The sequence below is a fragment of the Christiangramia echinicola DSM 19838 genome (assembly GCF_000423065.1).
GTDB lineage: Bacteria > Bacteroidota > Bacteroidia > Flavobacteriales > Flavobacteriaceae > Christiangramia > Christiangramia echinicola.
Genome location: NZ_AUHG01000017.1, coordinates 70,402 through 85,338, shown reverse-complemented (window position 1 = coordinate 85,338; position 14,937 = coordinate 70,402). Strand labels below are relative to the sequence as shown.

14 protein-coding genes are annotated in these 14,937 nt (G+C 36.3%); all 14 read right to left on the bottom strand.

The genetic code is table 11. From position 1 onward, the window contains the following. Window positions 1–130 precede the first annotated feature (130 nt). The 14 genes from hisH to efp all read right to left on the bottom strand — a co-directional run bounded on the left by hisH (window position 131) and on the right by efp (window position 14,932). Window positions 131–724, bottom strand: coding sequence for an imidazole glycerol phosphate synthase subunit HisH (gene hisH / locus G530_RS0113160; RefSeq protein ID WP_026934981.1), 594 nt, complete (start codon window positions 722–724; stop codon window positions 131–133). Then, window positions 724–1,863, bottom strand: coding sequence for a bifunctional histidinol-phosphatase/imidazoleglycerol-phosphate dehydratase HisB (gene hisB / locus G530_RS0113155; RefSeq protein ID WP_026934980.1), 1,140 nt, complete (start codon window positions 1,861–1,863; stop codon window positions 724–726). Before hisB ends, hisH begins: the two co-directional genes overlap by 1 nt. Beyond that, a complete protein-coding gene (hisC, locus tag G530_RS0113150; RefSeq protein ID WP_026934979.1) occupies window positions 1,856–2,908 on the bottom strand; it encodes a histidinol-phosphate transaminase in 1,053 nt (350 codons plus the stop codon). Before hisC ends, hisB begins: the two co-directional genes overlap by 8 nt. Continuing rightward, entirely contained in the window at window positions 2,909–4,192 is a 1,284-nt protein-coding gene (gene hisD, locus G530_RS0113145; protein ID WP_026934978.1) for a histidinol dehydrogenase, read from the bottom strand. It abuts the gene before it with no gap. A 21-nt stretch (window positions 4,193–4,213) separates the two neighbouring features. Then, window positions 4,214–5,077 (bottom strand): ATP phosphoribosyltransferase, encoded by an 864-nt coding sequence (hisG, locus tag G530_RS0113140; RefSeq protein ID WP_026934977.1) that lies wholly within the window; start codon window positions 5,075–5,077, stop codon window positions 4,214–4,216. A 212-nt stretch (window positions 5,078–5,289) separates the two neighbouring features. Then, window positions 5,290–6,105 carry a prohibitin family protein gene (locus G530_RS0113135; protein WP_026934976.1) on the bottom strand — a complete coding sequence of 272 codons (816 nt, stop codon included), beginning with the start codon at window positions 6,103–6,105 and terminating at the stop codon, window positions 5,290–5,292. Between the two features lie 15 nt (window positions 6,106–6,120). Further along, the gene (locus tag G530_RS0113130; RefSeq protein ID WP_026934975.1) at window positions 6,121–8,154 is read right to left on the bottom strand and encodes a hypothetical protein; all 2,034 of its coding nucleotides are present in this window, start codon (window positions 8,152–8,154) and stop codon (window positions 6,121–6,123) included. 72 nt (window positions 8,155–8,226) lie between these two features. Further along, complete coding sequence (gene fabG, locus G530_RS0113125; RefSeq protein ID WP_026934974.1) at window positions 8,227–8,973, bottom strand: 3-oxoacyl-[acyl-carrier-protein] reductase; 747 nt, start codon at window positions 8,971–8,973, stop codon at window positions 8,227–8,229. Window positions 8,974–9,101: 128 nt separating this feature from the next. Continuing rightward, window positions 9,102–9,977 carry a succinate--CoA ligase subunit alpha gene (gene sucD / locus G530_RS0113120; RefSeq protein ID WP_026934973.1) on the bottom strand — a complete coding sequence of 292 codons (876 nt, stop codon included), beginning with the start codon at window positions 9,975–9,977 and terminating at the stop codon, window positions 9,102–9,104. A gap of 502 nt (window positions 9,978–10,479) precedes the next feature. After that, a complete protein-coding gene (locus tag G530_RS17375) occupies window positions 10,480–12,549 on the bottom strand; it encodes a M56 family metallopeptidase (protein WP_084519470.1) in 2,070 nt (689 codons plus the stop codon). A gap of 1 nt (window position 12,550) precedes the next feature. Further along, window positions 12,551–12,916 carry a BlaI/MecI/CopY family transcriptional regulator gene (locus G530_RS0113105; protein WP_026934972.1) on the bottom strand — a complete coding sequence of 122 codons (366 nt, stop codon included), beginning with the start codon at window positions 12,914–12,916 and terminating at the stop codon, window positions 12,551–12,553. Between the two features lie 116 nt (window positions 12,917–13,032). Beyond that, window positions 13,033–13,428 carry a nuclear transport factor 2 family protein gene (locus G530_RS0113100; RefSeq protein ID WP_026934971.1) on the bottom strand — a complete coding sequence of 132 codons (396 nt, stop codon included), beginning with the start codon at window positions 13,426–13,428 and terminating at the stop codon, window positions 13,033–13,035. 7 nt (window positions 13,429–13,435) lie between these two features. Next, a complete protein-coding gene (locus G530_RS0113095) occupies window positions 13,436–14,365 on the bottom strand; it encodes a UDP-3-O-(3-hydroxymyristoyl)glucosamine N-acyltransferase (RefSeq protein ID WP_026934970.1) in 930 nt (309 codons plus the stop codon). Next, window positions 14,366–14,932, bottom strand: coding sequence for an elongation factor P (gene efp / locus G530_RS0113090; protein ID WP_026934969.1), 567 nt, complete (start codon window positions 14,930–14,932; stop codon window positions 14,366–14,368). Window positions 14,933–14,937 lie beyond the last annotated feature (5 nt).

The following is a 14,937-nucleotide window of genomic DNA, read 5'->3' as shown; positions in this document are numbered from 1 at the left end:
TCTGTACTAACCTCTGGCATAGTTCCCATTAATATTTCAGGAAATACATACTTTCGGAGGAATTTTTGAGCAAAATTTCCAGCAATCTATAGCAACTTAGTTCTACTTTTTGAATCTATCATCCGTAACTCTAGTTTCGTAAATCTAATTTCAAAAAGTTCTTTAAAATCTGTTCTCCGGTTTTGCTACTTTTTTCAGGGTGAAATTGTACTCCGTAAAAATTATCACGCTGTAAAGCTGTTGAATAATTAACTCCATATTCAGTTCTGGCGATTTCATCTATACATTCGGACACGTAATAACTATGTACTAAATAGACATACTCCTCATTCTGAACATTATCAAATAAGTGAGTTTCAAGATTGGTGATCTGGTTCCATCCTATTTGAGGCACTTTCACAGAATTATCAAATCGCTTCACCTCCGCATTAAAAATTCCGAGACCCTGAGTATCCCCTTCTTCAGAATGATCACACATAAGTTGCATTCCCAGGCATATTCCTAACACCGGCTGTTTGAGCGTTGGTATCACTTTATCCAGTCCGGTAGATCTCAACATCTTCATGGCACTACCCGCTTCTCCTACACCAGGGAAAATAACTTTATCTGCCTGTCTTATTTCGTCTTCATTACTACTTAAGACTGCTTCATACCCAAGTCGCTTTATCGCAAATTTGATACTTTGAATATTTCCTGCACCGTAATCTATTATAACGATCTTCATTAAAGCATTCCTTTTGTAGATGGTAAAATCATTTTTTCGGCATCCCTTTTCACTGCCATTTTAATTGCTTTTGCGAAAGCTTTAAAAATAGCCTCGATCTTATGATGCTCATTCTGGCCTTCAGCTTTGATGTTCAGGTTTGCTTTGGCGCCATCTGTAAAGGATTTGAAGAAATGGTAGAACATTTCAGTTGGCATTTTACCAATCATTTCACGATTGAAATCTGCTTCCCAAACTAACCAGTTTCGGCCTCCAAAATCTATAGCAGCCTGAGCCAGACAGTCGTCCATAGGTAAACAAAATCCATATCTTTCGATTCCTAATTTATTCCCCAGGGCTTTACTGAAGACTTCTCCCAAGGCAATTGCCGTATCTTCAATGGTATGATGCTCATCTACCTCCAGATCTCCTTTTACAGCTATTTTAAGATCCATCTGTCCATGACGCGCCAATTGATCCAGCATATGATCAAAAAATGCGATACCGGTGCTTATTTCGCTTTTTCCCGTTCCGTCAAGGTTCAGCTCTATTTTTATATCTGTTTCATTGGTCTTACGCTCAATTTCAGCAGTTCTATCTTGAAGTTTTAAAAACTCATAGATCTCTTTCCAGGAATTGGTCTTTAAAACTATATGTTTTTCAACCTCAGATTTATCGTTCGCAACTTCATCTGCAGCAAGTTCTTCATGATTATCAATAAAGATCCCTTTCCCTCCAAAGTTCAAGGCAAACTCAATATCTGTAAGTCGATCTCCAACCATGAAAGAATGATTAAGATTGTAATCCTGGTTATCTATAAATTTCTTTTGCAACAGACCGGTATTTGGCTTTCTGGTGAAGGCTTTATCTTTGGCAAAAGTTCGATCTATCAATACATCACTAAATTCTACCCCTTCATTTTTAAAGGTTTTAATAATGAAATTTTGAATAGGCCAGAAATCTGTTTCTGGAAAACTTTCGGTTCCCAATCCATCCTGGTTAGTAACCATGACAATCTCATAATCTAATTCTTTCGCAATTCTACTTAGATAAGTAAATACTTCGGGGTAAAATTCCAGCTTTTCCAGACTGTCTATTTGGTAATCTTCAGGTTCGTGGATCAAAGTTCCATCGCGATCTACAAATAATACTTTATTCATTATCTAATTCTTTAAATACTTTAATTAGTTGATTATTTTCTTTCCTGGTTCCTACGGTTATTCGAAGACAATTTTCACATAACGGCTGATTACTTCTATTTCTAACAACAATACCTTTATCAAGCAATTGCTCATATCTTTTATTTGCATCATCTACCTCAATGAGTAAAAAATTAGCATCAGACTTGTAAACTTTGAGCACAAATTTAAGTTGAAGTGATTCTTTAGATAACCCAGTTCTTTCTATCAGTATATCAGACACTTGTGATTTTACACTATCTATTTCTAAAAGGCATTTGACAGCCTGATCCTGAGTTTGTTGGTTTACATTATAAGGTGGCTTGATCTTATTCAATACTGAAATGATTTCTTCTGAAGCATAAAGAACTCCTAGCCTGATTCCAGCAAGACCATAGGCCTTGGAAAAGGTTTGAGTAATAATCAAATTTGGAAAGAACTCCAGTTTTTGCAACCAACTTTCTCTTTCAGAAAAATCTATATAAGCTTCGTCAATTACCACTAAGCCTTCAAAATTATCCAGGATACCACTTACCCTGTCTGCTTCAAAAGTATTCCCAGAAGGATTGTTTGGAGAACACAGGAATATGACCTTCGTATTATCATCAACCTCATTAAGAATAGCCGTTACATCTGGCTCAAAATCATGATTTAAATACACTTCCCTGTTTTCTATATCATTGATTGCTGCAAGCACCTTATACATTCCGTAGGTTGGCGGTAAAGTGATCACATTATCGTCCCCAGGTTCGCAGAAGGCTCTAAAAACAAGATCTAATACTTCATCACTTCCATTACCCAGAAGAATATTTTTCGCTGGCACTCCCTTTATTTCAGAAAGCTTTTCCTTAACCTTACATTGCTGCGGATCGGGATACCTATTCAATCCATTATTATTAGGATTTTCATTAGCATCCAGAAAAATCATCTCTTCACCCTGAGTCTTATACTCATCCCTGGCTGAAGAGTACGGTTTTAAAACCGAAACGTTATCCCTTACCAGCTTATCTAAATCGAATATTTTCATCTAGTTTAAATCTTTTAAACGAAGAGTCACCGCATTCTTATGTGCCTGTAAACCTTCAGCCTCCGCTAGTAATTCTATTGACGGACCTATTGCTTTAATTCCTTCTTCTGATATTTTCTGAAATGTAATTGTCTTCATAAAACTATCCAGGTTCACACCGCTATATTGTTTTGCATATCCATTCGTTGGTAAGGTATGATTGGTTCCCGAAGCATAGTCCCCGGCACTTTCTGGCGTATAATTCCCTATAAATACTGAACCTGCATTAATAACTCCATTTATAAAGTAATCTTCTTTTTCAGCACAAATAATAAAATGTTCGGGACCATATTCATTGATAAGTTCTAAAGCTTCTTTTTCTGAATCAACAAGAATAAGCCTTGAATTCTCTATAGCTTTATCTGCAATGGCTTTTCTAGGTAGATCCTGTAATTGCACCTGGATCTCTTCAGAAACCTGGTTTAAAAGCTTTTCTGAAGTTGTCACCATTATTACCTGGCTATCTATCCCATGCTCGGCCTGGCTTAGAAGATCTGAAGCCACGTAGGCAGCATTTGCAGAATCATCTGCATAAACCAGCAATTCTGAAGGTCCGGCAGGCATATCTATCGCGACCTGATATTTTGTAGCAAGTTGCTTAGCCACGGTTACAAATTGATTTCCCGGCCCAAATATCTTATAAACCTGCGGAACATCTTTGGTTCCAAAAGTCATGGCTCCAATAGCCTGAATCCCTCCAATCTTGAACATCTGGGTAACCCCGCAAAGATTAGCCGCATATAAGATCGCTGGATTCACATTCCCGTCCTTATCTGGTGGCGTACAAAGTACAATTTCTTCACAACCGGCAAGTTTCGCGGGAATTGCAAGCATTAAAATTGAAGAAAATAAGGGAGCAGTTCCTCCTGGTATATATAGCCCAACTTTTTGAATTGGCTTCTTTTCCTGCCAGCATTTCACTCCATTTGAAGTTTCTACACTTACCCGATGTGTTCTTTGAGCCGCATGAAACTTTTCAATATTTGCTTTTGCCAGTTTTATTGCAGATTTCAAATCTTCTGAAATTCTCTTTTCGGCATTGCTGACTTCAGTTTCAGAAACTATGAGGTCGTTGAGTTTAATTCCGTCGAAAAGCTCTGTGTATTTAGCCACTGCAGCATTACCTTTTACTTTAATTTCATCAAAGATCTGGTTTACCGTTTGCTCAATATCAGCAACCGTTTGTGTAGGTCTTCTCAGTATTTCAGGCCAGTCTGATTTTGATGGATTTAGTATCTTATTCATAATTTGAATTTTCAGCAGTTCTTAAATTACCATTTTTTCTATTGGTGCAACCAGAATACCTTCGGCTCCATAATTTCTTAGCTCATCTAAAACTTCCCAGAATCTTTCCTCGTTAATAACAGTATGCACAGAACTCCATCCTTCCTCTGCTAAAGGCAAGACCGTGGGACTTCTCATTCCCGGCAACAACTTTATTACATCATCAAGCCTTTCATTCGGCACATTCATTAGAATATACTTTGAGCTTCTAGCATTTAAAACAGATTTCATTCTGAACTGAAGCTTTTCAAGAATAGCCTTTCTTTCTTCAGAAATCTGAGGTGAGATTGCCAGTACAGCTTCACTCTTCAGCATTACCTCTACTTCTTTCAACCCATTCTTGAATAAAGTACTTCCACTGGAAACTATATCACAAATAGCATCTGCCAGACCTATATTGGGAGCTATCTCCACGGAACCATTAATAATATGCAGTTCAGCTGTAATTCCTTTTTCTTTTAGAAATTCATTTACGGTATTGGGATAAGAAGTAGCGATCTTTAATCCGTCAAGATCTTTAATATTTTTATAATTGAAAGATTTTGGAACCGCCAGGGATACCCGGCATTTTGAGAAGCCTAGTTTTTCACCACGAATAATATCCTGCCCCTTTTCTATAAGAACATTTTCTCCAATGATCGCTACATCTACTACTCCGTCCCTTAAATATTGAGGAATATCTCCATTTCTAAGATACATTACCTCCAGGGGAAAGTTTCTGGAAGAAGCTTTTAGTTGCTCTTTCCCATTATCTATTGATATTCCCGCATCTTTTAAAATGCTTATCGAGTCTTCAAAAAGACGTCCTGATTTTTGTACTGCAATTCTTAATTTCTCTTTACTCATAATTTTATTGGCTACTATTAGAAATAAAAAAACCCGTTTGATTGCTCAAACGGGTTATGATATTAGTTAATGTTACAACATATCAAATTCACCTCGCATGAGCGTGGGTAGAAAAATGATGATGATGTACTGTATAATTTCTCATTCTGAGTTCAAATCTAAATAAATTTTTCAAAACTAAAACCTGAAATTTATTATTTAAGATTTGTTTATTAGTTATTACCTAGAATAATTGGCATCCCTTCATCACCAGAACCTATAACTACAACCTTGGCATTGGGTGATTTAGCCAACTCTACAGTAGCCTGAATACCTTTTTCCTTCAATACTTTGTCGGTTAAAGATTCACTAAGAATACGGTTAGCCGTGGCTTTACCTTCAGCATCGATACGCTGGCGTTCTGCTTCTTGTTCCGCTTTAGTCAATCTAAATTCATACTCTAAAGATTCCTGCTCCTGTCTAAGCTTTCTTTCAATAGCCTCTTTAATTGTAGATGGTAAAGAAACATCTCTAACCAACACTTCATTCACCTGAACATATTGTTCGTCAAGCAACAAATTGGTTTCATCGAAGATCTCCTTTTGAATGGCTTCCCTTTTACTCGCGTAAAGCTGCTCAGGATTATATCTTCCTACCACTGCTCTTGTCGCTGAACGAATCGCCGGCTGAAGCAAACGCTGAATATAAGCCTCTCCTTTCTCCTGGTGAAGTTTTCCCAAAACTTCATATTCCGGTTGAAACCAAACTGAAGCATCTAAGGATATTTCTAATCCATTTGAAGAAAGAACGGTCATTTCTTCATCTAGAGACTGTTGACGCACCTCATAAATAAATACTTTGTTCCAGGGAGCTACAAAATGAAAACCTTCAGATAAAGGTGGTTCATCGGTTACCACACCTTCATCAAAGGTTCGGTATAAAACTCCGGCTTCACCAGAATCTATGGTAACTGTTGATTTTGCAATAAAAATTATTAAAATGACGATACCTATAAAAAGTGGTACGGCAATCTTGGGTAATCTTTCCATATATAAAAATTGAAATTAAATTAATCCTAAATATTTTCGGTAGAACCACTCAACGGCAAGAACAATTATCAGGATAAACAGTAGGTAATACCAGTCTATCAAAGGTAAGGTTTTTTGCCGGCTTTTTTGAATAGGTTTGAACTTATCATTTGTAAGCAACACATTCACAAGTTCCTGTATCTTATCCGGGTAATGAAGGTTTATCCCGTTATTCTCTGCAAAATACTGCATGCCAGACAGGTTAGAAGAAACGAATTGCTGTTCCGAATTATATTGGATCACTTCAAAACTTCCAGATTTTGAGAGATTTTCACCTTCAACTATTATATTATATGCATATTCTCCAGGTTCAAGATCCCCTCCATCAAATTGATAAAAGTTATTTTTTAGCACAAGATCAGATTCAATTGCCTCCTCCGATTCCTTGTGTTCAATAACCAGCTTTAAATTCGCGCCGGCATCAAATTGATAATTCTCATCAAAATACTGGGCTGAAATTATCACATTCTGATTTGCATAATAAAAATTCTCAGCATCTACCGATAACCTTTGTCTGGAAGTGGCAGAAGCAAGATTTTGAATCAGTTTACCTATAAAATCATCAAATTCCTGAAAAGAGTCATTATCCAGGTACGATTTCGCTCTCCAACGCCAGATATTTTCTCCTAACAAAAATCCAGATTTCGGAGTGTTTTGCGTAACAGCCAATAAAGGTTCTCCAGTTTTTACTCCCTGAAGTTCCTGAGAAAGTAAAACATTGTATTTATTATCTTCAAATTCAACTGAACCAAACTTATCTATCAAAGGGGGGAAATCATTAAAACCAATATCTGCAAACTGGAAGGAACTGAAGGTTGCATTGTAAACCGGGAAAATCTCCTGAGGCTGATTAGCATAACTTCTAGAATAGCCCAAATCAAGATTATTTAAATAATTCCAGTCTGTTTTTGTTCCCGAAATGATCAAATAATTAGAGTTATTCTCAAGAATTTCAGCTATAATTTTATTGAATTTCCTATTTAATTGATATATTATAATTAATTGATAATCTGATATTTGTATTTTTTCTCCATTAATATATTTTATATCCACGGTACGCTGCTGATTGCTTTCTATTGCTTTTTGTAGAGCACCAAGATCTGGATGAGTAATATCACTTAAAATAAGGACAGATGTTCGCTCATCTATAACCTCGACAGCAAATTTCTGAGTATTATTAACCAGGTTTTTTTCATCACTTGCTGGATCGATTTCTACCTGGTAAGTTTTAACTCCTAAGGAATTTGCAAGGATATCAGTACGAATAATCTGTGATCTGGATTCTTCAGAAAAACTTACTTTTTGATTATAGATTACTACATTCCCAGACCTAATATTTACTTCAGCGTCTAATTCTCCCTTGCCTGAATAATCGAGAAATACTTCAACTGGAAATTTGTTCTTCAAGAAGGCATAGCGATTAACATTTACCTGGCCTATACTCAAGTCTCTATAGGTAGTAGTATCTCCAATAATAACAGGAAACACCTCCATTCCTGGCTTGTTTTTGTAATATCTAAAATCGCGGCCTATACTTTGATTACCGTCTGTAAGTAAGATTACCGCTGAATTCTTGTTAGAAATAACACCCTCGGTTTCAGAAAGCGCAGAATATATATCTGTCTGGTCTGCTGAAAAGTCAAGTGAATCATTCAGCCCAATCACTTCTCCAAAATTCAATCGGTCAACTTGAAAATTCTTCTGAATTTCATCATTTTCAGCAATAAACTCTGAAAGCCTCCTAAGCTCCTTATCCTGTCCCTGGTAAGAAATAGACTGAGAATTGTCTGATAACAGAATGAGCCCGGGTTTATTGATCTCATAATTTACCGACTTAATTTTAGGATTGATTAGTAGTAATAAAACGAGAAAAACAGAAAGGGATCTCAAAGCAAAGAAGATATAATCTTTTCTAGCTCTGCGATTAGGGAAATATAAGTACTGAAAAAAAGCAAACCCCAGCGCTGCAAAGAGCGCCAGGGCTATATATAAAATAGTACTTGTTTCCATTAAGATAAGTTAGAGTCGTGAAGTTAACAATTTTAAAGAATTATCTCACGATCTACTTATAAACTGAGCATCTTAGGTATGCATCCCACCATCTACATGGATAACCTGTCCCGTTACATAAGAGCTAAGATCACTCCCTAAGTATACACATGCATTTGCAATATCTTCTGGCTTACCACCTCTTTTCAATGGAATAGCATCTCTCCAACCCTGAACAGTTTTCTCGTCTAATTTCTCAGTCATTTCAGTTTCTATAAAACCTGGAGCGATCACATTAGTTCGAATATTACGCGATCCTAATTCCTGAGCCATAGACTTGGAAAAACCAATGATTCCAGCCTTTGATGCCGCATAATTCGCCTGACCGGCGTTACCCGTTACCCCCACAACAGAACTCATATTAATAATGCTACCACTACGCTGTTTCAACATCGTACGTTGCACAGCCTTGGTCATATTAAATATAGACTTAAGGTTAACCTCGATCACCTTATCAAAATCTTCTTCACTCATTCTCATAAGAAGATTGTCTTTAGTGATTCCGGCGTTATTTACAACAATATCTATAGAGCCAAAATCTTCATTAACCCTGTCTATTAATTGTTGTGCTTCTTCAAAACTGGCTGCATTAGACTGGTAAGCTTTAGCCTTTATTCCTAAAGTCTCTAGCTCCTTTGCAAGCTCTTCTGCAGATTGAGATGATGAATTATATGTAAAAGCAACATTTGCTCCATGTTTAGCAAAAACTTCAGCGATGCCTTTACCTATTCCCCGGCTACCACCTGTAATTATAGCATTTTTTCCTTCTAATAATTTCATATTAAATGATCTTGGTTAATTGACTTTCCAAATATAACAAAACCTGAGTAGGCCTCTAATAAAAAATCCTTCTGAAATATTCCGATTGGAATCTAACAGAAGGATTTTAGATAAAAGATATTATTCGTTTAGCTGTTTAAAACTTCAGCAACTTTCTTTCCAATTTCAGCAGGAGAGTCTACAACATGAATTCCATTCTCTTTAAGAATTTTCTTCTTAGCCTGAGCTGTATCCTCACTACCTCCAACGATCGCACCGGCATGACCCATTGTACGTCCTGCTGGAGCAGTTTCACCAGCGATAAATCCTACCACAGGTTTCTTATTTCCATTTTGCTTCACCCACTGTGCAGCATCTGCTTCTAATTGACCTCCAATTTCACCGATCATGACTATGCATTCGGTTTCATCATCATTCATCAATAACTCAACAGCTTCTTTCGTAGTAGTTCCAATAATAGGATCTCCACCAATTCCAATAGCGGTAGTAATTCCAAGACCTTGTTTTACAACCTGATCTGCAGCTTCATATGTCAAAGTACCAGACTTAGAAACGATACCTACTTTACCTTTTTTGAATACAAAACCTGGCATGATACCAACTTTTGCTTCTCCAGGAGTAATCACACCAGGACAGTTAGGACCAATTAATCTACAGTCACGACCTTTGATATAATCTGAAGCTTTTACCATATCAGAAACAGGAATACCTTCTGTGATCGTGATAATTACTTTTATACCTGCATCAGCAGCTTCCATAATCGCATCAGCGGCAAATGCCGGCGGTACAAAAATAATAGATACATCTGCTCCTGTTTGCTCAACCGCATCAGATACTGTATTAAAAACAGGTTTATCAAGGTGTTTCTGACCTCCTTTACCAGGAGTTACACCACCAACTACATTTGTACCATATTCTATCATCTGCTCGGCATGGAAAGTACCTTCACTTCCCGTAAAACCCTGCACGATTACTTTAGAATTTTTATTGACTAAAACGCTCATAAGTGTCTTTTGAATTTTGGATTACAAAAGTATGTTTTTAAATATAAACCCTAAAGTCATTTTATAGATTATTGAGTGAAAAAACCTTAAAATTCATATAAAATTCAGCTGAAATAAAAAATCCCGATCAATTAGGATCGGGATTGTAAAATAAAATAAGCCTATGCCTGGAAATCTTAAGATCTATAATGTGATGATATAAATGAAAATTAATGATGAAAGTGATAAAACCAAAACACTTAAAACGTTTATAGATCTGGTCATTTTTTTTATATCCTCATTTATTTCATTTTGCTTATCAGGCTGGATAAAAGACATAGTTTAAAATTTTAGCTACTATTTGGTTTTACCTTACTAAATATAAGCTGAGGAAGACATAGCAAGGACCAAAATTCATTGAATGTCTATAATATTGAATTGAATAGTGTTTTTTCTGAAGTGAGACCAGATAAAAAAATCCCGAATTAATAATTCGGGATTCCAATTCAATATAAAATGATAATTAATCTATTATTTCAAGCTCATCTTTACCACTACTACCCTTTCTAACCCTTATCATGGAATATTCTTCTTCCCGAACAATCTTCCTAGCTTGTTCTGCAGAAACTTTCTTTCCGTTGTGAAAAAAATCCCCTCCCGCTTTTTCTAATTTGTTTATCGATTCTATAGGATCTGGGGCTGGCGGTGGAGATGGTGCATCAGGCACATTATGCTCAATTCTCTGCATTCGTTTTTGCTCTCTTTCCATTTCCTTATGTTCTCTTTCAATTTCGGCATGACTTCTTTCAACCTCCTTCATTTTACGTTGCACTTCCACCTCTTTTACATTTACTTCCTGTAGCATGGCTTTACGTTCAGCTTTGGTTAGTTTTTCATCCTCCCTTAGCCGGTTTTCAATCTCTCTAATTCTTACACGTTCTGCTTCAATCGCTTCCCTTTCAGCATCTTTCATTTCTCTCCACTCACGCGCTCTTTCTCTATGTGCTCTATTAACTTCCGATGATTCTTCATGAACGGGAGCTGCTGGCGGGGCTGGAGGCGGCGGAGGCAAAATATCGTGACCCGTAACTTTAGACATTCTAGATTTTTTGAACTCTTCATTCAATTTTTCCATAAATCCTGGTGCAGGGTCTGAAATATGCATTCTGAAGTTATAATTCTTTAATTCCTCATCTGTCTTCCCTTCAGACAGTTTGTCCAGAGTCTTACTAAAGTCTTTAGCTTTAATTTCCTCGCCGTCTACCTTAAGTGTTTTTCCAGTAATACGAACGCTGAAAAGACTTTCTCTATCGCTATACTTATCTGAATTAACATCTGCTGGCGCAGGAACCTTTCCTACCCTCTTTTTTACCGGTGGTGGTGGTGGTGGTGGCGGTGCTGGAGTTGCACCCGGAGCTACCGGACTTGGAGCGAAAAATTCAGTTTCAGAAATTTTAGACAACTTTGTCTTACGATATTCTTTATTTAGCCTTTCTATAAACTCGGTTGTCGAATTTTGAAAATCTATTTGAAACAATGGTTTTTTCATTTCCTCCTGAGACCAGCTACTGGTTATTCTATTTACAGCATCCTTGAAATTATTCAGGTTTACTTCTTTTTGATTTAACCAGATATTCTTTTCTACAACTTTGATAATTAGCGTCTTTCTCTCCTGAATTGTTTCAACGAAAGAAACTGGATTGTTCACAGACTTTATATAATTAGGTTTAGCAACAATATCTTCGTTGAAAAGATAAATACATCCTCCCAGAACAGGGAAAAAAATAACTAATCTTAATACTAACCGCCTAAGCGAAAAACTTTTTGTAATCATAATAATTCGTTTTTTGATTGATGAATGACTAATTGGGCTCGATAAAGAATTGTGATGACGCCCGGAACTGTATTGAAATAAAAGGTTTGAGTAATCCAGAGGATTATAATTCTTCTTAATTACACGACTATCTGCAAGAAATTCATGATTTAATTTAACCGATCTTTTGAAGTAGATAAATACGGGATTGAACCAGAAGATCACATGCAGTAATTCTATGAAAAGCAGGTCTAGCGAGTGTTTTTGATCTACATGTGCTTTCTCGTGCTCCATTACTGCACTTGAAATTTCGTGATTTCTGTATTCTTCTTTATTCAAAAAAATATATTGAAAAAAGGAATGAGGGTTAAGTTTTCTACTCAGCAAAACATAGATATAAGGCAAATCTTGCTGCTTGTCATTTCTTTTTGCTTCAGAAATTAATGCGCTCAAATTCTTATAAAATCTAAAACCGAAGAATACAACCCCAATACTATAAATCAGCAATAGAAGATAGGGTGCCTGTTCTTCCCAGTTGGAAATTTCAGCAACTTCAGAGTCATTTTTTTGTACTGAATAAAAAAAAGTTTCTCCGACTTCTTTCGCAGGAACATCAACTTCATAACTAATGGTAATAAGGGGTAAAATTATCGAAATGGTCAGCGCCAGAAGCAAATAGGCTCTCTTAATTCTATGACAACTTTCACCTTCCATAAATAATTTATAGAAACAGAAAAGCACCACTAAACAAGAGCCTGATTTTACGATATATTCTAACATCCTACTTCTTTTTTATCTTTTCATCTATAAGCTTTCTAAGCTCTACTAATTCTTTCTCAGAAAGATTGGACTCTTCAGCAAAGAATGAAGCAAACTGTGAAGCAGAATTATTGAAGAATGATTTAATCATTCCATTCATTTGCTTAGAGAAATAATTCTTCTTAGATACTTTAGGAAAATATTCTCTGGAACGCCCTATTTGTATGTAGCCCACAAAATTTTTAGCCTGCATTCGTTTTAAAAGCGTAGCCACAGTTGTTAATGCCGGTTTAGGATCTGGATAAGCTTCTACCAGATCTTTCATAAAAGCCTTTTCCTTTTTCCAAAGGATCTGCATTAGTTGTTCTTCTGCGTTTGAAAGTTCCATATAATTTTATATTACTCTACAAATGTAGAAAAATATTTTCATTCTACAAACATAGAATTAAAATAAAATAAAAAACCCTCAACTATTAAGTGGAGGGCTTGTAAGTTTCTATATAATTACGACCAGGGATTTTCATCGATCTCCTCGCCTAACTGGCTTATTTGAACACCTTTAAAAAGTTTACCATCTTTCATTTCCCACATTGCTAAAAAGTGAGCCAAAGGCATTTCCTCTTCCGGGTTCTCAATAGTTCGTACATGATAAGTAAAATGAATTGCTACATTATCACTTTTTGCAATAACCTTTTCTACTTCAGCTCTAAGAGATTCATAAGAATTGGCTAATTGCTCACTGATCTGTGCAATACCTTCCAGGTTCAACCTTCTTAATCCAGTTGTCCCATACCAGGAAAGTTCCACTTCTGGATGCAGATAGCTTCTCAAAACATCTTCATCCTTATAAAAATTGGATTCATAGAATTTCTTAACAATTTCTTTTGTTCTCAAACCCATAGTTTACTTATTTTAAATTTTTTACAATCTCCGGCAATTTCTTTATCGCCGCATATTCCTTCAATTTTGTACGTACTTCTCCAAAAGGCGTGCCCCAATATGTGGTATTTGGAATAGTATCTTTAGAAACCCCACATTGAGCCATTAATACGGTTCCGGTTGCAATAGTGATGTCACTTCTAATTCCAACCTGGCCCCAGATAGTTACATCATCTTCTACGATAACACAGCCGGCAATACCAACCTGCGAAGCGATGATGCATTTTTTACCGATTACGGTATCATGACCTATCTGAATTAGATTATCCAGTTTTGAGCCTTCGCCTATGATCGTATCTCCAGTCACTCCCCTGTCTATCGAGCAGTTTGAACCTATTTCAACATTATTCTCCACTACTACTCTGCCACCAGAAAGTAATTTATCAAAGCCTTCCGGTCTTTTTTTGTAATAGAAAGCATCACCCCCAAGAACAGTACCGGCATGAATAACTACATTATCACCAATAATACAATTATCGCCAATATTTACATTAGCGTGTATCAAACAATTTTTACCAATTCTCACATCGTTACCCAGAACTACATTTGGTTGAATATAAGTTCCTTCACCAATTTTTGCTGAATCTGACACAGCTTTAACTGAACCTTTGAAAGGATTAAAATGCCTGGTTAATTTATTAAAATCCCGGAATGGATCATCAGAAACCAAAAGCGCTTTGCCTTCAGGACATTCTACTTCCTTGTTAATTAAAATAACAGTTGCGGCAGATTGCAGCGCCTTATCGTAATATTTAGGATGATCTACAAATACGATGTCACCTGGAGTTACCACATGAATCTCATTCATTCCCAGAACCGGGAATTCAGAATCTCCTTTATAATTACAGTCAATTAGTTCTGCTATCTCCGTAAGTGAATATTTTCGGGGGAATTTCATTTATTCCTTGATTCTTTCTTTGTAGGTACCTTTATCGGTTTCGATCTTGATCTTGTCTCCTTCATTGATAAATAAAGGAACGTTTACTTCAAAACCTGTTTCTACAGTAGCCGGTTTAGTGGCGTTTGTAGCTGTATTTCCTTTCACACCAGGTTCTGTATGAGTAACCTCAAGAATAACACTTGCCGGCATATCTACAGAAAGTGGCATGTTATCTTCAGTATTAATAAGGATAGTTACAACTTCACCTTCCTTTAAAAGTTTTGGCATATCCAAAGCATTTTCTGTAAGCCTGATCTGCGTGTAATCTTCTACGTTCATGAAATGCCAGAATTCACCATCCTCATACAGAAACTGAAATTTATGAGTCTCAACTCGAATATCTTCAATTTTATGACCAGCAGAAAAAGTATTTTCAAGTACTTTCCCGGTAGTAACACTTTTCAATTTAGTTCTTACAAAAGCAGGTCCTTTTCCCGGCTTTACATGAAGAAACTCAATGATCTTGTAAATATCATGATTATATCTAATACAAAGTCCGTTTCTAATATCGCTAGTTGATGCCATTCTTT